This is a genomic window from Bacillus sp. PK6-013, assembly GCF_054161445.1.
In genome coordinates this window covers 2,795,110-2,820,629 of sequence record NZ_CP096417.1, presented here as the reverse complement: position 1 = coordinate 2,820,629, position 25,520 = coordinate 2,795,110, and the positions used below count along the sequence as shown (strand labels likewise).

The 25,520-nt window shown below is 45.4% G+C and carries 25 protein-coding genes, 1 pseudogene and 1 riboswitch; of the genes and pseudogenes, 17 read left to right on the top strand and 9 right to left on the bottom strand.

Annotated elements, in window-relative coordinates; all coding sequences use genetic code 11:
• Positions 1 to 21: 21 nt before the first annotated feature.
• Positions 22 to 186, top strand: a riboswitch (M-box (ykoK) riboswitch).
• Between the two features lie 248 nt (positions 187 to 434).
• Together mgtE and M1E03_RS14235 are read left to right on the top strand one after the other, a co-directional pair.
• Entirely contained in the window at positions 435 to 1,790 is a 1,356-nt protein-coding gene (gene mgtE, locus M1E03_RS14240; protein WP_020451112.1) for a magnesium transporter, read from the top strand.
• An 89-nt stretch (positions 1,791 to 1,879) separates the two neighbouring features.
• Complete coding sequence (locus tag M1E03_RS14235) at positions 1,880 to 2,287, top strand: hypothetical protein (RefSeq protein ID WP_020451113.1); 408 nt, start codon at positions 1,880 to 1,882, stop codon at positions 2,285 to 2,287.
• Between the two features lie 30 nt (positions 2,288 to 2,317).
• On the opposite strand, the gene M1E03_RS14230 is transcribed toward M1E03_RS14235, so the two are convergent.
• Complete coding sequence (locus M1E03_RS14230; RefSeq protein WP_020451114.1) at positions 2,318 to 2,650, bottom strand: MerR family transcriptional regulator; 333 nt, start codon at positions 2,648 to 2,650, stop codon at positions 2,318 to 2,320.
• Between the two features lie 191 nt (positions 2,651 to 2,841).
• Between M1E03_RS14230 and M1E03_RS14225 the strand changes: the two genes are divergently transcribed.
• The 3 genes and pseudogenes from M1E03_RS14225 to M1E03_RS14215 all read left to right on the top strand — a co-directional run bounded on the left by M1E03_RS14225 (position 2,842) and on the right by M1E03_RS14215 (position 3,917).
• Positions 2,842 to 2,997: a hypothetical protein gene (locus M1E03_RS14225; protein WP_020451115.1), complete on the top strand. Its 156-nt coding sequence runs from the start codon at positions 2,842 to 2,844 to the stop codon at positions 2,995 to 2,997.
• Positions 2,998 to 3,101: 104 nt separating this feature from the next.
• A complete protein-coding gene (locus M1E03_RS14220) occupies positions 3,102 to 3,281 on the top strand; it encodes a hypothetical protein (RefSeq protein ID WP_020451116.1) in 180 nt (59 codons plus the stop codon).
• 173 nt (positions 3,282 to 3,454) lie between these two features.
• Positions 3,455 to 3,917: pseudogene (locus tag M1E03_RS14215) on the top strand (MarR family winged helix-turn-helix transcriptional regulator).
• A 5-nt stretch (positions 3,918 to 3,922) separates the two neighbouring features.
• Here the strand turns inward: M1E03_RS14215 and M1E03_RS14210 are convergent.
• From M1E03_RS14210 to M1E03_RS14200, 3 genes are all read right to left on the bottom strand, one after another.
• A complete protein-coding gene (locus M1E03_RS14210; protein WP_458110476.1) occupies positions 3,923 to 5,773 on the bottom strand; it encodes a DNA ligase D in 1,851 nt (616 codons plus the stop codon).
• Between the two features lie 3 nt (positions 5,774 to 5,776).
• Positions 5,777 to 6,649 carry a non-homologous end joining protein Ku gene (gene ku, locus M1E03_RS14205; RefSeq protein ID WP_026579818.1) on the bottom strand — a complete coding sequence of 291 codons (873 nt, stop codon included), beginning with the start codon at positions 6,647 to 6,649 and terminating at the stop codon, positions 5,777 to 5,779.
• 148 nt (positions 6,650 to 6,797) lie between these two features.
• Positions 6,798 to 8,450, bottom strand: a complete 1,653-nt coding sequence (locus M1E03_RS14200; protein WP_214485535.1) for a diguanylate cyclase domain-containing protein — start codon at positions 8,448 to 8,450, stop codon at positions 6,798 to 6,800.
• A 289-nt stretch (positions 8,451 to 8,739) separates the two neighbouring features.
• Here M1E03_RS14200 and M1E03_RS14195 point away from each other — a divergent pair, with 289 nt between their 5' ends.
• The 4 genes from M1E03_RS14195 to M1E03_RS14180 all read left to right on the top strand — a co-directional run bounded on the left by M1E03_RS14195 (position 8,740) and on the right by M1E03_RS14180 (position 12,560).
• Positions 8,740 to 9,381, top strand: coding sequence for a DedA family protein (locus tag M1E03_RS14195; RefSeq protein WP_026579816.1), 642 nt, complete (start codon positions 8,740 to 8,742; stop codon positions 9,379 to 9,381).
• Between the two features lie 272 nt (positions 9,382 to 9,653).
• Positions 9,654 to 10,421 carry a TerC family protein gene (locus tag M1E03_RS14190; protein ID WP_020451122.1) on the top strand — a complete coding sequence of 256 codons (768 nt, stop codon included), beginning with the start codon at positions 9,654 to 9,656 and terminating at the stop codon, positions 10,419 to 10,421.
• 295 nt (positions 10,422 to 10,716) lie between these two features.
• A complete protein-coding gene (sigI, locus tag M1E03_RS14185) occupies positions 10,717 to 11,475 on the top strand; it encodes an RNA polymerase sigma factor SigI (RefSeq protein WP_023856784.1) in 759 nt (252 codons plus the stop codon).
• Positions 11,472 to 12,560, top strand: coding sequence for an anti-sigma factor domain-containing protein (locus tag M1E03_RS14180; RefSeq protein WP_065643306.1), 1,089 nt, complete (start codon positions 11,472 to 11,474; stop codon positions 12,558 to 12,560). The genes sigI and M1E03_RS14180 overlap by 4 nt, the downstream gene beginning before the upstream one ends.
• 12 nt (positions 12,561 to 12,572) lie before the next feature.
• Here M1E03_RS14180 and M1E03_RS14175 read toward each other — a convergent pair whose 3' ends face one another.
• Both M1E03_RS14175 and M1E03_RS14170 read right to left on the bottom strand, forming a co-directional pair.
• Positions 12,573 to 12,770, bottom strand: a complete 198-nt coding sequence (locus M1E03_RS14175; RefSeq protein WP_020451125.1) for an alpha/beta-type small acid-soluble spore protein — start codon at positions 12,768 to 12,770, stop codon at positions 12,573 to 12,575.
• A gap of 130 nt (positions 12,771 to 12,900) precedes the next feature.
• Positions 12,901 to 13,620, bottom strand: a complete 720-nt coding sequence (locus M1E03_RS14170; protein ID WP_458110804.1) for a DUF1836 domain-containing protein — start codon at positions 13,618 to 13,620, stop codon at positions 12,901 to 12,903.
• 141 nt (positions 13,621 to 13,761) lie between these two features.
• On the opposite strand from M1E03_RS14170, the gene htpX reads away from it, so the two are divergent.
• The 5 genes from htpX (at position 13,762) to M1E03_RS14145 (ending at position 18,707) form a co-directional block, all read left to right on the top strand.
• Positions 13,762 to 14,655 carry a protease HtpX gene (gene htpX / locus M1E03_RS14165; RefSeq protein WP_020451127.1) on the top strand — a complete coding sequence of 298 codons (894 nt, stop codon included), beginning with the start codon at positions 13,762 to 13,764 and terminating at the stop codon, positions 14,653 to 14,655.
• A 148-nt stretch (positions 14,656 to 14,803) separates the two neighbouring features.
• Entirely contained in the window at positions 14,804 to 16,153 is a 1,350-nt protein-coding gene (locus tag M1E03_RS14160) for a TrkH family potassium uptake protein (RefSeq protein WP_025811989.1), read from the top strand.
• Between the two features lie 111 nt (positions 16,154 to 16,264).
• Entirely contained in the window at positions 16,265 to 18,265 is a 2,001-nt protein-coding gene (locus M1E03_RS14155) for a penicillin-binding transpeptidase domain-containing protein (RefSeq protein WP_458110475.1), read from the top strand.
• A 47-nt stretch (positions 18,266 to 18,312) separates the two neighbouring features.
• Entirely contained in the window at positions 18,313 to 18,528 is a 216-nt protein-coding gene (locus M1E03_RS14150) for a hypothetical protein (protein ID WP_023856450.1), read from the top strand.
• Positions 18,525 to 18,707, top strand: a complete 183-nt coding sequence (locus M1E03_RS14145) for a hypothetical protein (protein WP_020451131.1) — start codon at positions 18,525 to 18,527, stop codon at positions 18,705 to 18,707. The genes M1E03_RS14150 and M1E03_RS14145 overlap by 4 nt, the downstream gene beginning before the upstream one ends.
• A gap of 262 nt (positions 18,708 to 18,969) precedes the next feature.
• Here the strand turns inward: M1E03_RS14145 and M1E03_RS14140 are convergent, their stop codons facing one another.
• Positions 18,970 to 19,995, bottom strand: a complete 1,026-nt coding sequence (locus M1E03_RS14140) for an acyltransferase family protein (protein ID WP_219192145.1) — start codon at positions 19,993 to 19,995, stop codon at positions 18,970 to 18,972.
• Between the two features lie 309 nt (positions 19,996 to 20,304).
• On the opposite strand from M1E03_RS14140, the gene M1E03_RS14135 reads away from it, so the two are divergent.
• From M1E03_RS14135 to M1E03_RS14125, 3 genes are all read left to right on the top strand, one after another.
• On the top strand, positions 20,305 to 22,515 hold the full coding sequence (locus M1E03_RS14135) for a PAS domain-containing sensor histidine kinase (protein ID WP_268461708.1): 2,211 nt from the start codon (positions 20,305 to 20,307) through the stop codon (positions 22,513 to 22,515).
• Positions 22,516 to 22,522: 7 nt separating this feature from the next.
• Positions 22,523 to 23,020, top strand: coding sequence for a methylated-DNA--[protein]-cysteine S-methyltransferase (locus tag M1E03_RS14130; RefSeq protein ID WP_020451134.1), 498 nt, complete (start codon positions 22,523 to 22,525; stop codon positions 23,018 to 23,020).
• Positions 23,021 to 23,111: 91 nt separating this feature from the next.
• The gene (locus tag M1E03_RS14125) at positions 23,112 to 23,225 is read left to right on the top strand and encodes a hypothetical protein (RefSeq protein WP_023857319.1); all 114 of its coding nucleotides are present in this window, start codon (positions 23,112 to 23,114) and stop codon (positions 23,223 to 23,225) included.
• Positions 23,226 to 23,231: 6 nt separating this feature from the next.
• Here M1E03_RS14125 and mtnA read toward each other — a convergent pair whose 3' ends face one another.
• Together mtnA and mtnK are read right to left on the bottom strand one after the other, a co-directional pair.
• Positions 23,232 to 24,293, bottom strand: a complete 1,062-nt coding sequence (gene mtnA / locus M1E03_RS14120; protein ID WP_026579811.1) for an S-methyl-5-thioribose-1-phosphate isomerase — start codon at positions 24,291 to 24,293, stop codon at positions 23,232 to 23,234.
• 5 nt (positions 24,294 to 24,298) lie between these two features.
• Positions 24,299 to 25,495 carry an S-methyl-5-thioribose kinase gene (mtnK, locus tag M1E03_RS14115; RefSeq protein WP_458110474.1) on the bottom strand — a complete coding sequence of 399 codons (1,197 nt, stop codon included), beginning with the start codon at positions 25,493 to 25,495 and terminating at the stop codon, positions 24,299 to 24,301.
• Positions 25,496 to 25,520 lie beyond the last annotated feature (25 nt).

Below are 25,520 nucleotides of genomic sequence, written 5' to 3'. Positions count from 1 at the left end.
ATCTCATTGTGTCCGGTAAATACAGCTCTTCGTTAGGTGAGGCTCCTGTATGGAGATACGCTGCTGCCCAAAAATGTCCAAAGACGCCAATGGGTCAACAGAAATCATCGATCTAAGGTGATTTTTAATGCAGCTGGCATGCTGCCTATGCCATACAGTGCTAAAGCTCTACGATGGAAGGCGTTAGGGTTTTATTTTGTATGGCTTTTAACACCTTCATTTCAATGAAATAGGTGTTTTTTTATTTTTTGAGGAAAGTGAACTTTCCGTATTAAACAAGGAGGTGGAAGTATGGATTCTCCCCATTCGAGGCGGTTTAATCATACGAGAAATATTTTACAGCATCACACATTGATTGATGAGGAGATCCTTATACTTCACCCCTTTTGCTATGGTGATATAAGGATCTCCTGAAAAGGGAGGTACAGATTGCCATGGTAAAAAACATGACATATGATGAACTGATTTTACGCATTATTATTTTACTGAGAGACGGAAAACGAAAAGAGTTTCAAAACGTTTTAGAGGAACTGCAGCCTTATGATATGGCGATTCTGTTTAAGGAAATGCCCGAAAAGCACCGCGGCCGGTATCTGTCTTTTTTAACGGTTGAAGACATTACCGATCTCATGGGCGAACTGGACAGAGAAGAGCAGCTTGTCGTTCTGAACAAGGTCGGCAAGGAAAAGGCGATCCATGTGATGAATAAAATGGACAACGACGACCTTGCCGCGCTCTTCGAGGAAATGGACTCAGAGCTGAAAGACCAGCTTCTTTCCAGTATGGAAGCGGAAGAATCTGAAGCGGTCCGCGTTCTGATGAACTACCCGCCTGAAACAGCGGGAAGAATCATGACAAACCGCTATGTCTGGATACCGCAGCATTACACGGTAAAAGAAGCGGTTGTCAAGCTGAAAAGCTTTGCGGAAATCGCGGAGTCGATCAACTATTTATACGTTATCAATGAACAAAAGCAGCTTGTCGGGGTTATCTCATACCGGGATCTCATTTTGGCAGAACCCGATGAGAAGGTTCAGGAATTAATGTTTACAAGGGTCATCTCGGCGGACGCTCTTCAAGATCAGGAAGAAGTCGCAAGGCTCATTGAGCGGTACGACTTTCTGGCGATTCCCGTTGTAGAAAAAAACCATGAGCTTGTCGGGATCGTAACGGTCGATGACATTATTGACATCGTCATCCAAGAAGCGAATGAAGACTACGAAAAATTTGCTGCATCAGGTAAAGCAATCACGTTTGATACAAAATCGTATGTCGCTGCATATCGACGTCTGCCGTGGCTGATCTTGCTTCTGTTCATCGGTTTGATCTCAGGCAGCATCATGAGCTATTTTGAAGACACACTGCAGCAGGTTGTCGCATTGGCCTTTTTTATGCCGATGATCGCAGGAATGACGGGTAACACCGGAACGCAGTCTCTCGCTGTCGTCATCAGAGGGCTGTCAAAAGAAGAACTCAATAAAAAAACGATTTTCCGCTTGATTTTTCGGGAGCTCAAGGCCGGCATTATTATCGGCGTTGTTTGTGCGGTCGTGATTACAGGAATCGCGATTGTATGGCAGGGGAATCTGCTGCTCGGATTTGTGGTAGGGACTTCGCTCTTTGCCACACTGATCATCGGAACGATGGCGGGAACGATCGTCCCGATCATCCTTCACAAGTGCAACGTCGACCCTGCGATTGCATCGGGTCCGCTGATCACAACTTTAAATGACATTTTGTCACTGCTGATCTACTTCGGTATTGCAACTGCATTCATTCATTCACTGTAAGACAGCAGCCCTCCTTTTTAGGAGGGTTTTTTGCTTGCCAGAATCCGTAAAAGCCTATATATTTTAGGCAGAGATCAGGGGGGATTGGTATGAGAAGATTTGCAGCTGTGCTGATTTGTTTAGCCGTTGCAATGGTTGCTGCCGGCTGTCAGAATGAAGATGAAGGAAAAGACAGGCGGCTCGTCGCAGTCGAGGGTATGCTTGAGGCGATATTGAACGATGATGTGTCAAAGATGAAGCGGTTGTACGTGGAGGGCGCAACCCCCTCTCCGGAAACAATCCTGGAAAACAAACAGAAATGGGGAATTTCCGGGCTTCGTGCTGATGATTTTCAAATTTCTGAAGCGAGCATCCATGTGTTTCATGCCGCTTACAAGATGGAAAATACCGGTCAGCCCGGAACGATCGCGTTTCGGATACGCAATGATCCAGATAAAGGCGTTATGATTGATTTCATCGGATACATAAAGGAAACGAAACAGCAGGAAAACAGGTGACGAATCATCCGGAGGGTATGATTCGTTTTTTTAGCGGTTTTTGTATTTAAAATGAGCGTTAAGCTGTCCTTCGAGCATTTTCTTTCTGAGCTGCTGGTCGTTTTTCAGTCTCTGTTCTTTTTTGCGCATATCTTTGAGGATTTCTGCCGTCTGAACACCGTCTTCCCGCTTGTTTGCGATTTCCATCAGCCGTTCGACGTCAGCAAAGGAATACTTGCGCGTGCCTCTTGAAGAGCGCTGCGGATAGATCAGCTTGCGTTCTTCATAATAGCGGATCTGCCTGACCGACAAACCCGTCAGCTCGCTGACAATGCCAATAGAAATCACTTTTTTATCTTTATAAGAAAGATCTTCGACTGTCATTTTCCCACCCCTAAGATGACTTTTTTTGTATTATATAAGAAAACGCGCGAAAAAACCTGACGTTTGTTAGAAAATCTAACATTGTTGAAAAACTTTTAAAAAAATCGCGGAAGAAAAGTTTACAGGAACCATGCAAGGGGTAAAAGTGTTTTGTATGCTGTAGATACAGACTGATGAGGGGGAATCATTGGATGAAGGAACACAAAGCGGTCTCACTCGCCAAAGAAATCGTTGCTTTAGACATTAAAAGAGACGAATTGCTCGAGACATTAATGAATCTTGCCGGAAAGGATGCGTTTCCGCTGCTGAGGGCGGTGCAGAACGGCTTTTATCAAAAGTCCTCTTAAATCCGGAAGCGGGAGTGAAAGCAAACTTTACACGGCCTTAAATCCTGGTTAATAAATAAGGTCTATTCTTATATTACAACACACGAAAATGAAAGGAGAAGATCATGAGCAGGTTGTTAAAAAACGCTTTGGAAAAGGAAAGAAACCATTACTCAAAAAAACTGAGCTCACTCGGTGAGTATAATCAGGATGTTTTGCAGAGGATGACGATTACGGAGCTCAGAAAAGAATATTTTTATTTTTTCCGGAAAAATAAAGCCCGTGTTCAAAATCGGCCATTTTGAAAAAACGGGCTTCTTTTTAATATCTTAAAAAAAATAAGCAGGAGTTTTCTTTCGAATAACGAAAATATATACTTATAGAATATGGGAAAAGCATGACCCTTTCTTTTTCTACATTTGTAAGGGTTTTCATTTCCCGGGTTCATTTTAAGAAAATAGTATAAGAGGTAGATGATATGAGACTTTCGTTTAATGAGGAAGAAGTTCACCGTGCTATGTCGCTGTACAAGGTTTTTGCCAGGGCTTTTAAAAGCGTTTCAGAACATAGTATTCGGGACAGCAAGGAACACGGCTTTAATCCTACAGAATTTGCTGTATTGGAGCTTTTGTATACGAGGGGAGCCCAAAAGCTGCAGCAAATCGGCTCGAGGCTGCTCCTTGTAAGCGGAAACGTAACCTATGTGATCGACAAATTGGAAAAAAAACGGTTTCATCAAACGAGAGCAGGACCCGAAAGATAAACGGTCTGTCTATGCGAATTTGACAGAGAAGGGAAAGGCATATCTCGATGAGATTTATCCGATCCACTCCCTGAGAATTGCGCGGGCTTTTTCAGGCTTGACAAAAGAGGAACAGGAGCAGCTGATGGCCCTTTTAAAAAAAGCCGGAATCCACAGCCAGCACCTATTGTTTCGCTGAAAAAGTCAATTTTCCGAACGGTCAATTTCTTTTAAGTGATCGAGAATAGCTTTGATCTGTTTGTCTTGGGGCTGTCTGAAGAAGCTTTCGAAAGGGCATCCGAGCTCCTTTGTGCGTTTGATGACAGCCTCCATCGTAAAATTTGAGGGTGCCAAGTCTGAATGGACTTCATCCCAAAACAGTGGTGCGGCCACTGTGCCAATCTCATTGCCTCTTGTGGAATACGGGCAGATGATCGTTTTTCCCGGAGCGTGCTGCACATAATCAATATAGAGTTTTCCGCCCCTGTTTTTAATCAGGCGTTCGGTTGTGAACAGATCGGGAAAAAGTGAGACGCAATAAGAAGCCGCAAAGCTTGTGAAAAGGCGGGTTTCTTCATAAGTAAAGGCGTTTTTTGAAATCGGAATATAGATTTGTATCCCTTTATTTCCCGACAGCTTTGGAAAAGACAAGAGGCCAAGCTGTTCAAATAAACGGTGCAATTCATTCGCGGCTCTGACGGCCAGTGAAAACTCCGACCTTGAAGGCGGATCGAGATCGAAAACGATTTCGGTCGGACGGGTCGTATCCGCTGTTTGAAAAGGGATATGGAACTCCAGTGCAAGCTGATTGGCAAGCCACAGCAGAACTGAATAATCGCTGCAGATGATATGCTCGTGCTCGTCATCCCGAATGGTCGTGATAAATTCGGGTGCGTAGTCGGGCTTGTTTTTTTGAAAAAAAGATTCTCCGCCGGAACCGTGCGGATAACGGATAACGGTAAGCGCCCGATTGTCGAGAAACGGAAGCAGAAAATCGCCGATTTCATTCAGATATCCGATGTAATCCGCTTTTGTTTTATTGCTTTTAGGAAAGATGACTTTATCAAGGCTTGTCAGCTGCAAATCGGGGTGGACGTTTCTTGAATGAAGCAGCAGGCGCTTGTAAGTACAATCTTCCCAAGCCATGTCAAATTCAAAAGAAACAAACGACACCTCGCGCAATGTCCCGTAATGAATCGTTAAATAATGGACCGTCATGCAAATCGACGGATCTATGGTATATTCGCCGGGCTTTGTTTCGGTTCCGTACTGCTTGACGATTGAAAGAATGGCGTTTCTTTCCTGTTCTCCGAGTCCGTGGGAAACCGAACCGACTTCTTTGATTTGACCGCGGTCATAGACGGCGATTGTCAAATAACGGTTTGCCATGTTGTAGCCTGTCATAAATACAGCTGCTTTTTTGTAGTTTTTGAGCTTGAGCCATTCGGCTGTTTTTTTATTTTCAGCCCAGCGGCTGTCTTTTTTCTTCGCAACAATTCCCTCGCCGTCAAACCTTTTAACAGCATTCCATAGAGCATGGAAATCTGAAGTGTCAGGGATGTATTGAATTCGTGCGTGAGCCATCGGATCGGGGGCCATCGGCAAGCCGAGTTCTTTCATCAGGTCGGAAAGCACGCGTTTTCGTTCGGTATAGGGGAGTGAGGTTAAACTTTCTCCTTTAAAGACCAGTAAATCAAAAGCGAGGTACTGACACGGTTTCTTCGCGGCAGCTTGTTCAATCAACTCGGCCTTTTTGCTTAACCCTCTTTTTTGGACGTATTCAAACCGGGAACGAAAACGGTTTGTCAACGACACAATTTCCCCGTCAATCGTGATCGGCAAGTGTTCTTTGAGATTTTCGATCATGCTTTTTGCAAATTCCGTAATTTCCGGAAATGTGTTTTCGAGCGGCTGCGCGTTTCTGCTGATGAGCGAAACGTCGCCGGCCGCAGAAATTTTTAAAAGCCCCCGATACCCGTCATACTTGGCTTCATACCGCCAATTGCCGCCTGAAGGAGCGGATGTGGTCAACACGGGCTGCATCGTAATTCCCATTTTTTATTTTGCCTCTGAAGCTTTTTTGCGCGATGTTTTTTTCTTTTTTTCCCCGGTTCCTTTTGCAACAGGCGTTTTTGCAGCTTCCCGGTCAGGCGCTTTTGTCCGTTCGATGCTGGCTTGGAGAGCGCTCACGAGATCGATGACATCCTCGCGCGGAGCGGCGGCTCCGGCATTTGGTGTGACACCCTCATTATGATCGATTTTCTCTTTGATTTTATCCATCAGCGCAAGTCTGTACGTATCTTCATATTGTTCAGGCGCAAATGTCGTCGTCAGCTCGTCTATTAGTGAAATCGCGGTTTGCAGCTCTTTTTCGTTGACCGCGGTTTCCTCCGGAACACCGGGTACGTGGGCCGCGTTTCGGACTTCATCAGGGTAGTGGATAGACTCCATTAAAATGCAGTTCTCGTAGACGCGAAGAATGGCGAGCTGTTTTTTGGAGCGGATGGTCATATGGGCGATTCCGATCTTTTCTGTTTTTCTGAGCGCTTCGCGCAAAAGTGAGTACGCTTTTACACCGTTATCTCCCGGTCCGACGAAATATGAACGGTTGAAATAGATGGGGTCGATTTCCTTTAGCTGGACAAAATCAACAATTTCGACAGCTTTGTCTTCCTGCTCTTCTTTGAGCTGTTTCAGCTCATCGTCCGATAAGACGACGTATTTGCCTTTAACATATTCGTAGCCTTTGACGATGTCGTCGGGCGCGATTTCCTGGTGGCAGTTTGTGCACTTTTTCTCATACTGAATCGGGGCGCGGCATTCTTTATGAAGCGACCTTAATTTAATATCCTTATCCTCTGTCGCTGCGAACAGTTTAATGGGGATATTGACAAGGCCGAAGCTGATTGAGCCTTTCCACATCGTATGCATCGGTTCGGTTCAACTCCTTTTCTTTTATTGATGCCTCTCTGCAGATTGTTTCATGAATAGCAACTTATGGATAACGCAGAGCGAAAAAAAGCATCCGGGCCGAAGCCCGGATGCTTGCGCCATACAGTGATTTGCTTGGAGAAAGCGCTTAGTTCGGCTTGGTTTCCTCCTGCAAAGACGGCCTGTTCTTTCTGGCGAGAGAAGATGAAAAATATTGATATCTGCTTTTGCTTTTGTGCTTCGCGGCGTACATGGCCATGTCGGCTTTTCTCATCAGCTCATCACCGTCTGTTCCATCGGCCGGAGAAACGGCGATTCCGATGCTGACGGATGTTTTGAGGCGGTGCTCTTTAATGTGAAAAGGCGTTTCAAACTGACTGATCAATTGCCTGGTCAGCTGATCTGTCCCTTGTAAAGGGGCGACAATGATAAATTCGTCACCGCCTAACCGGGCGATGAAGCCTTCATCAGGCACACAATGCGCCAAACGCTGTGCTGCTGCCACCAGCAGCAGATCTCCGACGTCGTGGCCAAGGGCGTCATTAAACACTTTGAAACGGTTTAAATCCAAAAACAATACGGCCGTCCCCGTCTTCTGCCGCTCCAGAGCATTTGCGAGATGGTCGACTGCATACCGTCTGTTTGGCAAATCTGTCAACGCGTCATAGTGAGCCATTCTATGGATTTTGCGTTCTGCTTCACGCTGGTTTGTCATATCTTTGCAAATGACATAAATGCTGTCAAGCTGCTTTCTGACGTACACCGGTATCAGCGTCACATTTACATCAAAACGCTTTTCAGCTATTTCGATTTCCGTGTCGCGGTTGAGGGCCTGTTTTTCATTTTGGACCTGAAGAAACCAGTTGAGCAGTCTGTCATGATCCTCCTGTCGAAAAAACGAAGACAGGCGCTCAGGCTCAACTCCCATTTTTTCAAGAAGGCTGTATCCCGATGAATTGGCGGAAAGCATTTTGCCTTCAAGTGAAAACACGTAGATCGGATCAATGTTGTGGTTAATTAAGGACTGGAACCGTTCCTCATTATCTTTGATTTTCTCGATATGAAACAGCAGACGCTTGTCAGTGAAGGCGCCGAAAATCAAGAAGCATTGAAGCATCAGGCTGACAAGTACGATCATAATGCCCAGTTCAATTGCATCGATTCCTTCGCGGCCCGTATCACGGCCGTCAGTCATGAAAAGCGTAGCTGCTGCCATTCCTGTATAGTGCATGCCGGAAATGGCGCCGCCCATTAAAAGCGCGCTTCCGATTTTAATGAACAAGATCCGAAAGGAGCCGGTTTTTTTGGCGAATACCACTGACAGTTTTAAGGCAGCGAAGGAGGCGAAAATGGCGATTGCAAAAGAGGCGGCATAAAGAACGGGATGATAGACGATTGTCATATTCTCCATCGCCTCCATCCCGAGAAAATGCATGGATGCGATCGCACTTCCCATTGCAAGGGAGCCCGCCGCCAGTCTTGCATTCGTCGGTTCTTTTCCATTCACAACATAAAATGAAATGAGCGAGCCTGCGAAAGCGGCAACAATCGAAAGCAAGACGAATCTCAAATCGTATTTCATTTCTTCGGCTGTCTGAAATGACAGCATCCCGATAAAGTGCATAGACCAGATACCAAGCCCCATCGTGAGGGATCCGGCCAAAAGCCATCCGATATTTTTCCTGCCCTTTGTATGGACGACCCGTTCCGATAAATCAAGGGCTGTGTATGCTGCCAAAACCGCAGTGATATAGGATAAAAGAACGAACCATCCATTATATTCACCAAAAACTTCTGTCACTTTCTTCTCCGCCTTTTTGTACTATGATGAAAAATCTGAATTTCTATACTGTATTATGAAAGGCCAGACTGCCGTACTCTTAACCGTTGACATAAAAAAAGCGGCAATAGCGCTACATCCGGTATAATTCGTGAATTATACTATATATAATGAAATTCGCCAATAAAAAATGATATCCTTCTGCTCTTTCTAAGGAGGACTTCCCATTTTGCTCTTCAATTTTCCTGAATTGTGTTAAAATCGTTTTTGTACGTTCTTTGGAACTTGAAATTATCAATCGTCAAAGGTTGTGGTCGATATCGAGGAGTTTATTTTATCATTGGCTGAGGCGTTTAAGAGCCTCTCGTATTTAGGGATTTTTCTGGCGCTGTGCATCGAATTCGTGCCGGCTGAAATCGTTCTGCCGCTTGCCGGCTACTGGGTGTATCAAGGCGATATGTTGCTGATCGGGGTCGTTGCCGCAGGTTCACTGGGAGGTGTCGCAGGTCCGCTGACGCTTTACTGGCTCGGGAGGTACGGGGGGCGGCCGTTTTTGGAGCGCTACGGCAAATACTTCTTCATTAAGCCTGAAGCGCTCGAAAAATCGGACAGGTTTTTTGAAAAGCACGGGGGGTTTGTCGCATTCAGCGGCCGGTTTATACCGGGCATCAGAACGCTGATTTCCATTCCGTGCGGACTCGCTAGAATGAACGTGTGGGTGTTTTGTATTTATACATTCCTTGCGATCACGCCGATTACGTTCGTCTATGTCTATTTAGGCTTTTACCTCGGCGAAAACTGGAGCAAAGTCGGCAGCCTATTGGACGGATACCTTCTTCCGGTCGGCATCGGATTCATCGTTTTGTTCGTTCTTTACCTTTGGGTGAAAGGCAGGCGGAAGAAAGTCAAATCGCAAAGCGTTTCAACTTTTTTAAATAAAAATAAGGATTGACAGCCGGGCGCATATGAGGTTAATATTATCTTATAATTCAATATTTTCTTTTATCCCAAAGGGGAGTAGCGTCCGGATGTTAAAACCGGAAACAAAGTCGTCAGTTCATGGATGTTCATCCATCGGCTTTGTTGGCATGATTTAATCAATGATAACCATGTCTAGCAAGACCTTTGCCTAATGTTGGCAGAGGTCTTTTTTGTTTTCTGAAAATACCCTGCTGCATTAGCGGGAATAAGAGAAAGAGACAATCACTTAGGAGGAATTATAAAATGGATGCAGCATTATTACTTGAATATGGTTGGGTTCTTCTCATCCTAGTCGGGCTGGAAGGTATTTTGGCCGCGGACAATGCCCTCGTCATGGCGGTCATGGTTAAACACTTGCCTGAAAAAGACAGAAAAAAAGCGCTCTTCTACGGGTTGGCCGGCGCGTTTGTGATGAGGTTCGGCGCTTTGTTTGCGATCTCTTTTCTTGTCAACGTCTGGCAGGTGCAGGCGATCGGCGCCGTCTATCTGCTTTACATCTCCATTCACCATATTTTGAAAACCCATGTTTTCAAAAAGGACGAAAAGGTGAAAGAGTCGAAGCAAAGCGGTTTTTGGCCGACGGTTATCAAAGTTGAGCTGGCGGACATCGCGTTTGCCGTCGACTCGATTTTGGCGGCGGTTGCGCTGGCTGTCACACTTCCGGCAACGAACCTGCCGCAAATCGGCGGACTTGACGGCGGACAGTTCATGGTGATTTTAGCCGGCGGGATTATCGGACTGATTATTATGCGTTTTGCTGCAAGTCAATTTGTGAACTTGTTAAAGAAACGTCCGAGCCTGGAAACGGCTGCTTTTCTGATTGTCGGCTGGGTTGGTGTGAAACTGACGCTCTATACGCTCGCACACCCGCAAATCAACATCGTCTCTGAACATTTTATTCATTCAGGTACTTGGAAGTTCATCTTCTGGGCGGTGCTGATCGCTATTGCGCTCGGGGGATGGTTTATGACAAATCCGAACAAACACGAGAATAAAGCTGCAGAGGAGTAAACAGCTTTCGCCAGACTGCCGGTCTTTCACCGGCGGTCTTTTTTGTTTGCCCGCACTGGGAAGCACCAGGGATGATTGCCCTAGTCCAACCGAAATAAGATTTCATTTTATTAACAGGCGTGTTACAAAAACGGCGGGAAAACCCCCTTAATCGTCAAACAGATCACGAATTGTTCTAGGAGATCAAACAAATCATTGTCACAATTGAAAAATTAGAAATGAATACCGCGTTTTCTCCTTTGCGAATCCCTATCAAATTAGCTATCATTAATGAGTAGTATAGGGAGGAACTGAGGTGAAACCAGTGCTTAGCCTTTTGTTTAAGACAGGAAAAAAGAAACAACAATCATTAGAAGAGTCTGTAATAAGCATACAAAAAGGAAATCAGCAGTTGCAAAACGAGCTTATCCATCAGTATAAGCCTTTTGTGGCTAAAACGGTTTCATCCGTGTGCAAACGATATATAGATGAAAAAGATGATGAATTCAGCATCGGCTTGATTGCATTCAATGAAGCCATTGAAAAATATTCTTCAGATAAAGGAAATTCTCTGCTGGCATTTGCAGAGCTGATCATTAAGCGCAAAGTCATTGATTATATCAGAAAAGAAGCGAGAAATGCCCAGAATATCAATATGGACATGCAAGAAGGAGAAGAACAGGAATCCTCTCAAAGCATGATTGAAGCGGAGCTTTCCATTCATGAATTCAACCGCATGCTCGAACAGGAGCAGAGGCGGGAGGAGATTTTCCATTTTAAAGAAAGGCTTAAAAGTTTTGGCCTGTCTTTTTCCGATTTGCTGGAGCATTCCCCGAAACATACGGATGCAAGGCAAAACGCCATCAAAGTGGCATATACGCTAGTCGAACATGAAGAGTTAAAAAAGATCTTGTTTGAAAAAAAGCAGCTTCCCGTCAAACAGCTTGAAAAGCTGGTGGCTGTCAGCAGAAAAACCGTAGAGAGAAACCGCAAATATATCATTGCTATGGCGATCATTATAACGGGCGATTATGTTTACCTTAAAGATTATCTAAAAGGGGTGCTCAATTCATGAGAAGAGGAATTATTGTAGAAAAAAATAAAAAATTCGTCACATTGCTAACCCCTGACGGACAATTTTTAAAAGCAAAGAGCACAGAGGAAGATTATGAAATCGGTCAGGAAATTGCTTTTCCCGCGGAGACAAGAATGTCGAGGAAGCGTGCGGGCTTTTTTGATCTGCTTTCGCTCCGTCCGCTGAAAGCAGGCGTTTTTTCAATCGCGGCGATCATGCTGCTCGCTTTCATGATCATCCCTGATGTTTTAAACAATAAAGCATACGCCTATATGACGATCGATATCAATCCAAGCTTTGAATTGACACTCAACAAAAACTGTGAAGTTATCGATTTGGTGCCGCTGAACGAGGATGGGAAGGACTTAATGAGCAGTATAGAAAATTGGGAAAAGTCTGACTTTAAAGAAGTGATCAGTGAAATTGTCGAAGACAGCGATAAGAGCGGTTATGTCACCGAATCAAAAGAAGTGCTTATCGCCACCGTATATGAAAACAATAAAGATGACACATATAAGGCGACGGTAAAAAGCGAAATCGATCATGTAGCGAAAAAATACGAGCAGCAGAACTATAAGATGGAAGCGGTGGAATCAGACCTTGATACGCGTGCAAAAGCACAAAAAGAAGGCATCTCAACAGGCCGTTATATCCGTTCCCACAAAGATGAATTAGAAGACAAAAACAAAGATGATGACAATGAAGATAACAAAGATGATCAAAATCAGGGAGAAGATACAGGAGAAAAAGAGAAAGCTGTGAAAGAAGAAGATCAGCCGGAACAACATATGGATGATGAAGAATCAGACACGGAAGATCATCCGGACGGCGAAAAACCTTCAGATCAAGATCACTCTCAATCTGATCAAGAAATGGAAAAAGAAAAGGAGTCAAAATCCCCTAATACCGAAAACCCTCAAGAACATAACCATAATGACAAAGACGGTCAGCAGTCGGAGGAAGGAACGCAGAGAAGCGGTTCCGGCACAAATCAAGAGAGCCCTAAAACTCCTTATCAAAAGGAGAAAAAACCTTCTGACCAAACAAATCAACAAGAATATCCGCCGAGCGGGCCCGGCGAATAAACCATAGGGTATTTATTTGTCAGTATGCCCATTCATTTGAGCTTGTGCCTGCTGTACAAGTCGTTTTGTCATTTCCCCGCCTACAGACCCGTTTGAGCGAGCGACCGAGTCCGAGCCGAGCTGGACGCCGAACTCCTGGGCGATTTCATATTTGAACTGGTCTAAAACCTGCTCCGCCCCGGGAACGACGAGTTTATTCGTTCTTGCCATGATTCTCAACTCCTTTTTCAATTGGTACTGCTTGTTTAGTTTGAAATGGACTGAGGCTTTTTATGCTGGCAATTGTTGAAGGTGTAAAAAAACGCCTGGCTCAATAGCCAGGCGCACCGGTCAGCGGCGATTACTTCATACCATATTTTAAGAAGACGCTGTCAATCATGGAATGGGCGGTTGCCTGTATGTGCGAAGCGATAACGGATAGCACAGTGACAGCGGTGATATCTCTCGCTTTGTTCCATTCGGGATCGGCCAGATCTTGATAAAAACCGCGGAGCTGTCCAGTCTGCTCGATGATGATTTTTTCGAGCGCCGATTCATTCAGCGTATAGTCTTTGATCCGGTACACATAATCGAGAACCCGCGCATACCCTTCATAAAAGCGCAGCGGACTCACCACATCATCTGAGCGGTCTGTAATCGTATTAAAAACCGTTGTTAAGATTGGACGGATCGTTTCGAAGTCATAAACCGATTTTAAGTCTCGTACAATGAGAAGGATGACGGCTTGGTCGATGGAATATTTTTTGCCCAGTTCCGGATGTCCCATCAAATCTTTTATATCGCGTTTGATCCAGTTTTGGATGGCTGTCGATTTTAAGGATGTCAGTTCGCACAAATTTCCAAGTTCAACAATTTCATTTGTGGAAAGCCCGTGTTCCGTTTTTGGCTTTTTTCGTTCGTACCGGACAATGAATTCGGGGATGTCCAAATTGTCTTCCGGCTCATCGGGCGCCAAATCGGCCGATCTCAAAAGAATCGCAAGCGGACTGACATCCAGCTGCCCTTTTAAAGCGTACATCAGTTTGGCCATTTCCAGGCGAGTCAGTTTAAAAGGTTTCATCATTCCACCTCATTATGTATTAAAATGAAATAGCAAACAATATAAACATTATCTTACGTCTTATCACTTGCATTTTCAATTCTATGCCGTATAATTTTATTATACGAGTTCATTTGATCTTATTATAACATGGAGGTAATCATGGGAAAAAGAATCTTTCTCTTTCTTTTATCGAACATTTTAGTTATTACGACGATCGGTATCGTGCTGTCCATTATCGGTTCGCTGACAGGCGTAGGCACGTATTTCACGGCTGGCGGCGGCATCGATATTGTTGCGCTTCTCGTATTCAGTGCGGTTGTCGGCTTTGTCGGCTCCTTTATGTCGCTTTTGATGTCAAGATGGATGGCGAAAATGGCGATGGGCGTTCAGGTGCTGAATCCTGATAAGCAAACGCTCAGCTACGAAGAGCAGCAGCTCGTTGACCGGGTATATAAGCTGTCCCGCGCTGCCGGACTGACAAAGATGCCTGAAGTCGGCATCTACAATTCACGCGAAGTGAATGCCTTTGCGACGGGGCCGTCCAAAAACCGCTCGCTTGTCGCTGTATCGACGGGTCTTCTTCAGGAAATGGATGACGACGCAGTGGAAGGCGTTCTTGCTCACGAAGTCGCGCATATCGCAAACGGCGATATGGTGACAATGACGCTCCTTCAGGGAATCGTCAACACGTTTGTTGTTTTCTTCGCCCGGATTGCGGCATGGGCTGTTTCACGCGTTGTCCGTGAAGAGCTGGCGCCGATCGTTCACTTTATCGCGGTCATCGTATTCCAAATCGTGTTTTCCATTCTCGGAAGCCTTGTCGTGTTTGCGTACTCCCGCCACCGCGAATATCATGCGGATAGAGGAGGAGCGGACCTTGCAGGCAAGGATAAGATGATTCACGCGCTCCGCTCGCTTGAGCAGTACACTTCAAGAGTCAAAGAAGAGCAGGCATCTGTTGCCACTTTGAAAATCAACGGGAAAAAGCACACATCGCTTTTCTCAACACACCCTGATTTAAGCGACAGAATCCGCCGTCTGGAAGCAAAATAATCAATATGCAAACCCCCTTTTTCAAGGGGGTTTGCTTTTTAAATTTAAAAATCGAAAATCGGCTGTACATAAGAGCATGTTTCCTTTAAAATGGAACACGTTATACACAAGAAGCGCAACTTTTGAATATTGAAAAGAAGGAACGATTATGAAGGTTTTATTGAAAAAACTACTGCGCGTGCTGTCTCCTGTACAGCTGATCGCGCTCTATTATTTTTTGGCGGTGACGGTTTCCGTTATATTATTAAGTCTGCCCGTTGCACACAAGAATGATGTGGAATGGTCATTTATCGATGCCCTTTTTACTGCGGTGAGCGCAGTGAGCGTAACCGGTTTGACGGTTGTTGATACAGCTGATACATTCAGCACAGCCGGAATATGGATTTTGGCGTTTGTTTTGCAGTTTGGCGGGATCGGTGTGATGGCGCTCGGAACATTCGTCTGGCTGATTTTCGGCAAGCGGATCGGTTTGAAAGAGCGCCGGCTGATTATGACCGATCAAAATCAATCCAACTTATCGGGCCTTGTCAAGCTGATGAAGCACGTGCTCGGCTTGATCCTGCTGATCGAGCTGTTTGGCGGGCTGATTCTCGGCACTTACTTTTTAAAGTATTTTGATACACCTGGGGAAGCCTTTATACACGGGTTTTTTACGAGTATCAGCGCAACGACCAATGCCGGTTTTGATATTACCGGCAACTCGCTGATTCCGTTTCAGCACGATTATTTTGTCCAGTTTATCGTCATCATGCTGTTGATTTTGGGTGCGATCGGCTTCCCGGTGCTGATTGAGGTAAAGGATTTTCTGCTCAGCAAAGAGCGCAAATTCACTTTCAGCCTGTTTACCAAACTGACATCAGTCACTTTTTTCCTTTTAGTGATTGGAGGCGCGATCGGCATATTCGCCACGGAAGCGCGCTTTGCCTTTTCAGGAAAATCGTGGCACGAAGTCATATTCTATTCGCTGTTCCAGTCGACGACGACCAGGAGCGGCGGACTCGCGACGATCGACATCAGCCAATTCACGCATACGACCATTTTGTTTATGTGCATGCTCATGTTCATCGGCGCTTCGCCAAGCTCTGTCGGCGGGGGCATCCGGACAACGACCTTTGCCTTAAACCTGTTGGCGCTGTATCACTTCGCGCGGGGAAATAAATCGGTGAAGATTTTCAAACGTGAACTGCACCAGGCGGACTTAATGAAGTCATTGATTGTGACGCTGATGGCGGTTATTCTCGTTTTCGGCTCGACACTCATTTTGACAATGACGGAAAAACATTCTTTGCTTGAACTGCTGTTTGAAGTGTGTTCCGCCTTCGGTACGACCGGCTTGTCGATGGGCATTACTTCAGATTTGAGCACGATCGGCAAAAGTGTCATCATCCTTCTGATGTTCATCGGCCGAATCGGCATTGTCACGCTACTTTATTTATTCGGCAGAAAAGAAATCGAAGCGAACTACCATTATCCAAAGGAAAGAATAATTATCGGATAAGAAAGACAGTTTAGTTAAACTGTCTTTTTTTATGATCATAAAGTCGGTCGCTGTATTTATTTGTATGATATAATGCTTAAATGGCGGATTGAAAAAAAGGGGGAAGCAACGATGAAAATGAGAGTCATCCATTTGTTTATAGCCGCCGGATTTCTATTGCTCGCCGGAGCCTGTTCTAACGAGCCGACAGCAAAAGAAAGCATGGATCAATATGTAAACAAATGGAACGATCAAAAATTTGAAGAAATGTATGAACAGCTGTCGGCTGAAGCGCAAAAATCGATTTCAAAAGACGATTTCATCAAGCGCAATCAATCCATTTATGAACAGATCGGAGTTTCCGATTTGAAGGTTTCAGCCGTCGATAACGATGAAGATGAAAAAAATAAAGAGAAAAAAGATGCAGTGACAATACCGTATAAAGTCAGCATGAATACATTGGCCGGCCCCGTTTCTTTTGAAGGGAAGGCAAAGCTTGTCAAAGAAAAAAAAGACGGTGACACGTCATGGAAAGTCAACTGGAACCCATCCTTTATTTTTTCACAGCTGAAGGAAGGGGAGACCATCCGGATTACCGCCAAGGAACCAGCGAGAGGCATCATTTATGACAAAAACGGAAAGAAACTCGCTACGAATGCGACAGTGCCTGAAATCGGCGTCGTTCCGGGGCAGCTCGGAGATGATAAAGATGGTGTCATCAAAAAGCTCGCGAACATGCTTGACATGGAAAAAGAAGACATCGAAAAACAGCTGTCCGCAAGCTGGGTGACGGACGAATCATTCGTTCCCTTGAAAAAAGTGAAGCCTGGTAGCACAGAGCTTCTTAAAAAAGCGACCTCTCTTCCCGGGGTTTTGAAACAAGACACGCAATCAAGATACTATCCTTACGGTGAAAAAGCCGCACATCTTACCGGTTACATACGGCCGATTACCGAAGAGGAATTAAAGCAGAATAAAGAAGGCTACAGCGAGCATTCACTGCTCGGAATCGTCGGTCTCGAACACATTTATGAAAAAGAACTCAGAGGAGAAATCGGCTGGACGATTTCGATTCCTGAATCAAACGCGACGGTTGCCTCAAAGGATGCAAAAGACGGAAAAGACATCCATACCACGATCGATATCAACAAACAGGAAGAACTGTACAACCAGTTAAAAGATGACTCCGGTGCTGCCGTTGCGTTAGAGCCGCAGACTGGAGAAACGTTGGCGCTTGTCAGCGCGCCTTCATACGATCCGAACGGGTTTTTGTTCGGCTGGAAAAAAGGAGAATGGGAAAAACTCAACAAAGATGCGTCTGCGCCATTCACCTCTAAATTTAATAAAACCTATGCTCCGGGTTCAACGATCAAACCGATCACGGCTTCAATCGGTCTGAAAAATGACGCGATCAAAGCGGATGAACCTAAGAAGATCGAAGGGAAGGAATGGCAGAAAGATTCGTCATGGGGCGGATATAAAGTCACACGGGTTTCCGATCGATTAAGCGATGTCAACCTGGAAAACGCGCTGATCACTTCCGACAACATTTATTTCGCGCAGACCGCCCTTGACACAGGGAAGGATCAATTTGTCGAAGGCCTGAAATCATTCGGCTTCGACGAAAAACTTGATTATGAATTCCCGACGAAGTCTTCCTCCATATCAAACGAAGGAATCGACTCGGATATTCTCCTTGCCGATTCAGGATACGGACAGGGGCAAATGCTGATGTCGCCGATACACCTCGCGGCAAGCTATACGCCTTTCTTGAACGATGGTAATCTGATCAAGCCGCACCTGATCAAAAAGGACGGCGAAGAGAAAGAAATATGGCATAAAAACGTACTGCCCACAGGCGGAGCAGAAGCGATTACAAAAGGATTGAAAGGCGTTGTAGAAGACCCTCGCGGCTCGGCTTACAAGCCGGTTGTCAAAGGGCTCACGATCGCAGGGAAAACGGGAACGGCCGAGCTGAAAACGAAGAAAGACGAAAAAGGTAAAGAAAACGGCTGGTTCACCGCTTATGATTACAAAAACAAAAACCTTTTAATCACGATGATGATTGAGGATGTGTCAGATCGCGGCGGCAGCTCATATGTCGTCAATAAAGTGAAAAAAGTGTTTAAATAAGCACCCTTCAGGGTGCTTATTTTTTTGCCGAAAACTGGATGTGTGGAATGTACGGAAACGGAAAGGATATGGATGAAACGACAAAAGAAAGGAATGTCATCATGAAAAGAAAAGTTGCCAGAAATGAAGCGGCTCTTAACAATAAAACGCCTGCTGAAAGCATGCATGATCATCAATACATGACCCAATATGATGCCGAAAACGGAGACAGGGGCGCCAACCGCAACTCGAAACAAGGGAAGCAGGGAGAATCGCGCCAATGAAAAAACATCAAAAAAGCAAGGATATGCAAAACCATAAAAAACCGATGAATCCAGATGTGCTTCAAGAGGAATTTTCAAACGAACTGGGCGATGTCAACGCCTTTAAATTGATTGATGTGATCGAGAACAATAAAAAGAAGAACAAAAAGGCGGACGGACAGCAGCGGGATAAAGATTAAAACTGCGGATCAAACGAGAAAGGTGCAAATCGGAAACGATTTGCACCTTCCAGCGTGTCGACAAACCCTCGCATTCGTTGTCAGGCCTGCGCGTCGGTGCTCACGAATTCCAACATTCGCTCCGCTCCGATGCTCGGCCTTCCTAGACTGCAAGGGTTTTCAATCACGCTGATGGGATGAAAAAATCGCAAAACAAAAAAGCTGTTTTGCGATTTTTTCAACAATCTGAAAGGTGCAAATCGGAAACGATTTGCACCTTCATTTATTTTAAATAAGGGTTATATCCGTTGTCTTTTTTCAACATCCTCATTAAATTCGTCATTTTCAATTCGATGAATGGCTGGGCGACCGTTTTCACAAATCCGCTTGATAAGCAGAAAGTTAAAATCGCCGTGGCGATGATTAATAGTGTCAGACTTTGATAATCGGCAAGCCATTCTTCCGCTCCCGTTTTTCTGAACGACTTGATGATAAAGCCGTGCAGCAGATAGACATAAAATGTGCGCGTTCCCCACAGGGTAAAGAAATACCGCCTTTCAGGCACAAGCGCCATGAACGCGAAGGTTGAAGCGAACGTGATGACGAGGAGCGCCACTCGGTTTAACCCGCTTTTTATCCCGACATCGCCGAATTCCGAATAGGGTTTGGACCCGAACAGCCAGGAGTAATCGAAGTCTACAAAAAAGTAGAAAACGAACGTTGCTGCTAAAACGGCTAGAGCGGCCTGCTTGCCTTTCCAGCCTCTCAGTATTTTAAAATGGTCTTTTTGCAAATAATAGCCCGCCAAAAAGACCGGGAAGAAAACAAACGTGCGGGACAGGCTGAGCGTGTTGCTGATCAAGTCGATATATCCGACAAGAACGGCGATCGCAAAGCTTGCGGCAAACGCCCATTTCGCCGGCAGTTTTGTGAATGGAAACAACAGGATATTCCAAAAGAACAAGCTCAGCAAAAACCAAAGCGACCATTGCGGTTCAATCGGATTTGCGGCCGTTAAGCTTTGATCATCGATAAAGGAATAAAACAGCGTATAGATTCCCTGGAAAATCAAATAAGGAATAATCAGCTTCCAGGCGATTTTTTTGACATAGCCGGGGCGGTTGAACCCTTTTGCAAAATAGCCTGATATGAGAATAAAAGCAGGCATATGAAACGTGTAAATAAATTTATAAATATGAAGCAGAGCATCATTATCATGAATATAGGACCTGATTATATGTCCGAATACGACGAGAAAAATTAATAGGAATTTTGCATTGTCGAAATAGCTGTCGCGCGAAGTCGCCATAACATCACCCTTTCACAAACATTTTCAGGAGGCGCCGGTGCGGGAAGCGTCTGAACCCCGGAACATTCTTTCCGGAATGACGTCTTCCACCAGTCTGGCCTCATTTTAAAATTTTAAAATAGAAAGCATGTGTTTTCCTATGCATTAAGTCTTATTGTTAGGTCGATGTAATTGAACAGTAAGGAACTTTTATATCGTCATCTTCCTGTAAAATAGGCGGAAAGGTTGTAAAAGTTCGAAACAAATGAAGGAAGATTTTCCGGTTTGTAGAATAATTGGAGGACAGGTTTTCAAGAAGGAGTGTAATAAATGGAGGAAACTCTTGATTTGAATGAATCCTTAAATCTGCAAAACCAGCTGAACAGACTGAAGAAAGAGAACGCCAAGCTGAAAGCGGATTTGTATCAGTATGAGCTGCTGTTTAACGGGACGCTGGACGCTATTTTTATATTGGATAAACAGATGAACATCATCCAGGCGAATGATGCCGCCTGCAAAATTCTGCAAAGCCAAAAAAAGAATTTGCTGAACCGGTCGGCGCTCGACTTCCTGCACGCCGTCCCGCCGGATGAACTGAACCAGAGCATTCAACGCTTTTTGGAGCGGGGATATGCGAAAAAAGAAGTGGCCATCAGGCTTGACAACGGATCTGTCAAATATATCGAGTTTACTGCAAGCAAAGGAATCGGTGAAGACTGCTATTTTGTCGTCATGAGGGACATTTCATCGAAAAAAATATTGGAGCGGGAGCGCACCATTAATGAAAAGCTGTTTAAAGATTTGTTTCACCGCGCGGTTGAAGGAATCGTCATCTTTGATAAACAAGGCTGTTTCATCGATGCGAACCATTCGTTTTGCCAGAGCTTCGAAATTGAAAAAACAGAGCTTTCAAAACTGAAGCTGTCTCAATTCGTATCCCCTGAAAACAAGGGGCGGCTCGATAAAATCTGGAATGCTCTTTTCAGAAGAGGGAAAGCAAAAGGGGAGCTTCCTGTCCGGCTCAGATCAGGAGAAGACCGGCTGTTTGAGCTTACGATAACCTCGAACATTTTAAACGGCTTTTACATGTCGATTATGAGGGATATTACCGAGAAGCGCTCGATGGAAAAACAGCTGTTTAAAAGCGAAGAACGCTTTAGAGAAGTCTTTGAAAATGCGATGGATGCCATTATACTGATGAATAACGACGGCCGCATCGTCAAAGCGAACCAGTCGGCCTGCAAAATCTTCGAACTGCCGATGGAACAGCTTCTCAACAAGAAGATGACCGATTTTATTGATCAAACCGATCAGAGGTACCATGCCATTCAAAAGCAGTATGATCAAAAAGGGGAAATCCGGGCGGAACTGCTGTTTCGTATGGCAAACGGACAATATAAAGAGCTTGAGTTCACGTCAAAACGGATCATGTTCGACAGCCAGGACCTAACCATTTTAAGAAATGTCAGCGACAGAAAACGAATGGAACAAGAATTGCGGGAAAGCGAATTGAAGTTCAGAAAAGTATTCAACGGATCAATGGACGGAATCGTTCTTTTCAACAACCAGTACGACATTATCGATGCGAACCCCCTTGCCGGAAAAATTCTCAGCACCCCTCTTGAACAGCTGAAAACGTCCAATCTACTTGATGTCATCTCCGGCTATCATATAGAAAACGCAGCTTCTCCCGCTAAAACGATTTCCTTAGAAGAAATGGACAATGACATCCCATTCCTGCTGAGCGACCAAAAACGGATTCTTGAATTTTCATTTAAAAGAAATATCATTCAAAATATGAACTTGGCGATGCTCAGAGACGTGACAGAACGAAAAGAGCTTGAAGAGCGGCTCCGCAAGTCTGATACCCTTCACGTCGTCGGCGAACTCGCAGCCGGAATTGCCCATGAAATCCGCAACCCGATGACGGCGCTAAAGGGATTTATCCAACTGCTGAAAGGCAGCATCCAAAATGAGGATCACGCGCTTTACTTTAATGTCATCACATCAGAACTCAAAAGGATTGAATCGATTATTACGGAGTTTCTCATCCTTGCAAAACCGCAGGCGATTATGTATGAAGAAAAAAATATCGTCAAAATCATGCAGGACACAATGGATTTGCTGCACGCACAGGCAAACCTTGACAACGTTCAGATGCATCTGAAGTGCGAAGGCGGCATTCCGCTGATTTATTGCGAGCCGAATCAGCTGAAACAGGTATTTATCAACATTTTGAAAAATGCGATTGAAGTGATGCCTGACGGAGGCAACGTATATGTGTCGATCAAACCGAAAGGAGACGACCATATCATTATCTCGCTTGCTGACGAAGGAATCGGCATGACAGAAGACAAATTGAAGAGGCTCGGCGAACCTTTTTACACGACAAAAGAACGGGGCACTGGACTCGGGCTCATGGTCAGTTATAAAATTATTGAAGAGCATAATGGAAAAATCGAAGTTGAAAGTGAAGAAGGGAGAGGCACGACATTCCATCTGACTCTCCCGATCAGACAGCATCATGAGGAGGAGGCTTAATCGCATCGTGGGCTTTTATATTGAAATGACCTCGCCTTTTGGACAAGCTTACATTGTCGAGGAAAATCACCACATTACGCATTTGCTATTTGAAAAAGATGAACTAAAACAGCTCCAGCAAGACGGCTTGGAGCTTCGCCGGACCGAAACGGAATTGTTGAAGGAGGCAAAGCGCCAGCTCGAAGAATATTTCAGGGGGGAGCGGAAGACGTTCACCCTTCCTCTCCGCCAGGATGGAACCCCGTTTCAGAAAAAAGTGTGGGAGGCGCTGCAGTTGATCCCGTACGGTGAATCACGGAGCTATTTAGATATCGCGTGCGCCGTCGGGAATCCGAAAGCGGTTCGCGCAATCGGCCAGGCCAATAAAAGAAATGCGCTGCCGATTTTGATCCCGTGCCACCGTGTCATCGGCAAAAATCGTTCTTTAACGGGGTACTCCGGAAATGAAACGGATAAAAAAGCGGTGCTGCTCGACATCGAAAATATTGCGTATAAGGGAAAATAATATACGAGCACGCCGTTTCTTTTTTTCGTCAGCGACATATAATTTTATTAAGTTAAAAATGTTGGTCTTGGTAAAAAAGGAGGACGAATAAGTGAAAACGAACCGCCCGAACAAAATAGCAGGATACGCGGAATTGTTCGTCAAGCTGCACGTGTTGACCGAAGAGCAGAAGAAAGACATCATCAAATCGATTAAAATCCGCTAAAGCGGCCTAAGTAAGGGCTTCAGCGGAAAACAGCGCTTCAATTTCTTCTTCAAACCTGTCTGTGATAATCCCTTTTTCCGTAATGATGCCAGAGATTAAATCGTGCGGCGTGATATCAAAAGCAGGGTTGAACACTGGCACCTCTTGCGGAGCTATTTGCGTTCCGTTTATCAGCCTGACTTCATCCGGATCGCGTTCTTCAATCGGAATGTCGTCGCCGCATGAAATCGAAACATCAAAAGTTGACAGGGGAGCGGCGATAAAAAACGGGATTTGAAAGGCTTTGGCGAGGATTGCCAAGCCGTATGTTCCGATTTTATTGGCTGTATCTCCGTTTCTTGCGATCCTGTCCGCTCCGACAATGACGGCTGAAATGTTTTTTTCTTTCATCGTATGGGCAGCCATGCTGTCTGTAATCAGCGTCACGTCAATTCCCCCCTGCATAAGCTCCCACGCCGTCAGGCGCGCCCCTTGCAGGACAGGCCTCGTTTCACAGGCATAAATATGAAGGTCGAGGTCCTTTGTTTTGGCAAGATAAAATGGGGAAAGGGCCGTACCGTACCTGCTTGTCGCAATCGAGCCGGCATTGCAGATGGTCATGATGCTGTCACCCGATTTGAACAAATGCAGTGCATTCTGTCCGATTTGCCGGCACGTTTCTTCGTCTTCAACCTGGATCTGAATAGCTTCATGGATCAGATTTGTTTTTGCTTCATTGACCGATTTTGCGTCCTCCGCACTTTTTACCAGCCGATTGAGAGCCCAGGATAAATTGACGGCTGTCGGCCTTGCCTGATTGAGTTCATCTTTGATTTTTCCGAGTTCCACCAGAAACGCGGAAACGTCAGATGTATCGATGCTTTGTGCGCAAAGGGCGAGTCCGAAGGCGGCTGTAATGCCGATGGCAGGTGCACCCCTTACTTTCAGCGTTTGAATCGCATCATAGACGTCTTCTTTTGTTGTGAGGTGCAGGTATTCCGTCTTTTCGGGAAGCTTTTGCTGGTTCAGAATTTTTACCGATGCTTCTTCCCATTCGACAGAGCGGGGCACCGCAAATTGTTCAGGCATGTCATTCACTCCTTAAGCGCGTTCCGAAACGCTTCAATCAAGTCTTTTGGCGTCCGGAAACCGCTGCGTTTTTCTATGAATGCTGCGCCTATTTTAAGGGCGAGCTTTTTTTGGCTGATTCTCCGGGAAAACGGAACGATTGTTTCAAGGTCCGCCACATGGGCAAGGCCGATCGTCCGGCGGATCATTTCGCAGCCGGCAAAGCCTGCTGTGTCTTCAAACGTCTGCTTCAGAACTGATTCAAGGCGTCCTTTCTCATTTTTGCAAGCGTCAAGAGCATCGTTTTCCCATGCTTCGCTGAATGTCCGGCTGAACGTATGCCAGACGGTCTCGACATGGCGGTATAAAGGAGCCCGCCTGTTTTCTTCGCGGGAAAGCGCGTGCAGCAGCAGGTTGGCGATAAACTGTCCAATGTCAAACCCGATCGGGCCGAAAAACGCAAATTCAGGGTCGATGATTTTCGTTTCGGCTTCTTCACTTGCGAAAATGCTGCCTGTATGAAGGTCGCCGTGGATCAGCGTTTCCTCTGCGGACAAAAAGCGCTGTTTCAGTTTTGCCGCTTCAATTTTTAATGCTTCATTGCGCCAAAGATCTTCCGCTTCATCGCGAAGCTCTTCTTCGAAATCGTTTGTCTCATGATCAAAGAAAGGGTCTGTGAACACAAGGCTTTCTGTAATACCGCACAGATCCGGATTCGTAAACTGCTTCACAAGCCGCCCTTTAACTGTTGGGTCAAGTGCATATTCAGACGAGTAAAAATGTGTTTTTCCAAGGAATTCTCCGATGTCTTCCGACAGGTGCGGATAATCCTTCCCGTCAATCAGTCCTTTTCTGGCGATTTCCAAGTGAGAAAGGTCTTCCAATACGGTAACGGCAAGCTCGGTGTCAGAATAGTACACGTTCGGGACAAGGTGCGGGACATGCTCGGCTTGGCGGATCAGCGCACTGCTTTCGATTCTCGCCCTGTCAAGCGACAGCGGCCAGCTTTCGCCGACGACTTTCGCATAAGGCACCGCCTGTTTGATGATCAGCCCTTTTTGCTGCTCTTTGTCATACACGCGGAAGACCAAATTCAAGTTTCCGTCCCCGATCTCCCGGCATGTCAGGGTGCTTTTGCTTGGAAAAAGCCCGAGGCGGACGGCCAGCGCGGCCGCGGAGCTTTCGGTCAAAGTTTCGTATGCTGCGGTTTTCGTTACGGTCATGTGTGATTCCCCCTAAATGTCGTTA

What these genes read in the sequence shown, in the direction of transcription:
- M1E03_RS14180 (WP_065643306.1), top strand. Translation starts at nt 11,472, where the DNA reads ATGAGAAGAGGAATTATTGTAGAAAAAAATAAAAAATTCGTCACATTG.
- M1E03_RS14140 (WP_219192145.1), bottom strand. Translation starts at nt 19,995, where the DNA reads ATGGCGACTTCGCGCGACAGCTATTTCGACAATGCAAAATTCCTATTA.
- M1E03_RS14230 (WP_020451114.1), bottom strand. Translation starts at nt 2,650, where the DNA reads ATGACAGTCGAAGATCTTTCTTATAAAGATAAAAAAGTGATTTCTATT.
- htpX (WP_020451127.1), top strand. Translation starts at nt 13,762, where the DNA reads ATGGGAAAAAGAATCTTTCTCTTTCTTTTATCGAACATTTTAGTTATT.
- ku (WP_026579818.1), bottom strand. Translation starts at nt 6,649, where the DNA reads ATGCATACGATGTGGAAAGGCTCAATCAGCTTCGGCCTTGTCAATATC.
- mtnK (WP_458110474.1), bottom strand. Translation starts at nt 25,495, where the DNA reads ATGACCGTAACGAAAACCGCAGCATACGAAACTTTGACCGAAAGCTCC.
- M1E03_RS14160 (WP_025811989.1), top strand. Translation starts at nt 14,804, where the DNA reads ATGAAGGTTTTATTGAAAAAACTACTGCGCGTGCTGTCTCCTGTACAG.
- M1E03_RS14150 (WP_023856450.1), top strand. Translation starts at nt 18,313, where the DNA reads ATGTACGGAAACGGAAAGGATATGGATGAAACGACAAAAGAAAGGAAT.
- M1E03_RS14175 (WP_020451125.1), bottom strand. Translation starts at nt 12,770, where the DNA reads ATGGCAAGAACGAATAAACTCGTCGTTCCCGGGGCGGAGCAGGTTTTA.
- M1E03_RS14155 (WP_458110475.1), top strand. Translation starts at nt 16,265, where the DNA reads ATGAAAATGAGAGTCATCCATTTGTTTATAGCCGCCGGATTTCTATTG.
- M1E03_RS14135 (WP_268461708.1), top strand. Translation starts at nt 20,305, where the DNA reads ATGGAGGAAACTCTTGATTTGAATGAATCCTTAAATCTGCAAAACCAG.
- mgtE (WP_020451112.1), top strand. Translation starts at nt 435, where the DNA reads ATGGTAAAAAACATGACATATGATGAACTGATTTTACGCATTATTATT.
- M1E03_RS14235 (WP_020451113.1), top strand. Translation starts at nt 1,880, where the DNA reads ATGAGAAGATTTGCAGCTGTGCTGATTTGTTTAGCCGTTGCAATGGTT.
- M1E03_RS14145 (WP_020451131.1), top strand. Translation starts at nt 18,525, where the DNA reads ATGAAAAAACATCAAAAAAGCAAGGATATGCAAAACCATAAAAAACCG.
- M1E03_RS14225 (WP_020451115.1), top strand. Translation starts at nt 2,842, where the DNA reads ATGAAGGAACACAAAGCGGTCTCACTCGCCAAAGAAATCGTTGCTTTA.
- M1E03_RS14210 (WP_458110476.1), bottom strand. Translation starts at nt 5,773, where the DNA reads ATGGGAATTACGATGCAGCCCGTGTTGACCACATCCGCTCCTTCAGGC.
- M1E03_RS14220 (WP_020451116.1), top strand. Translation starts at nt 3,102, where the DNA reads ATGAGCAGGTTGTTAAAAAACGCTTTGGAAAAGGAAAGAAACCATTAC.
- M1E03_RS14190 (WP_020451122.1), top strand. Translation starts at nt 9,654, where the DNA reads ATGGATGCAGCATTATTACTTGAATATGGTTGGGTTCTTCTCATCCTA.
- mtnA (WP_026579811.1), bottom strand. Translation starts at nt 24,293, where the DNA reads ATGCCTGAACAATTTGCGGTGCCCCGCTCTGTCGAATGGGAAGAAGCA.
- M1E03_RS14170 (WP_458110804.1), bottom strand. Translation starts at nt 13,620, where the DNA reads ATGAAACCTTTTAAACTGACTCGCCTGGAAATGGCCAAACTGATGTAC.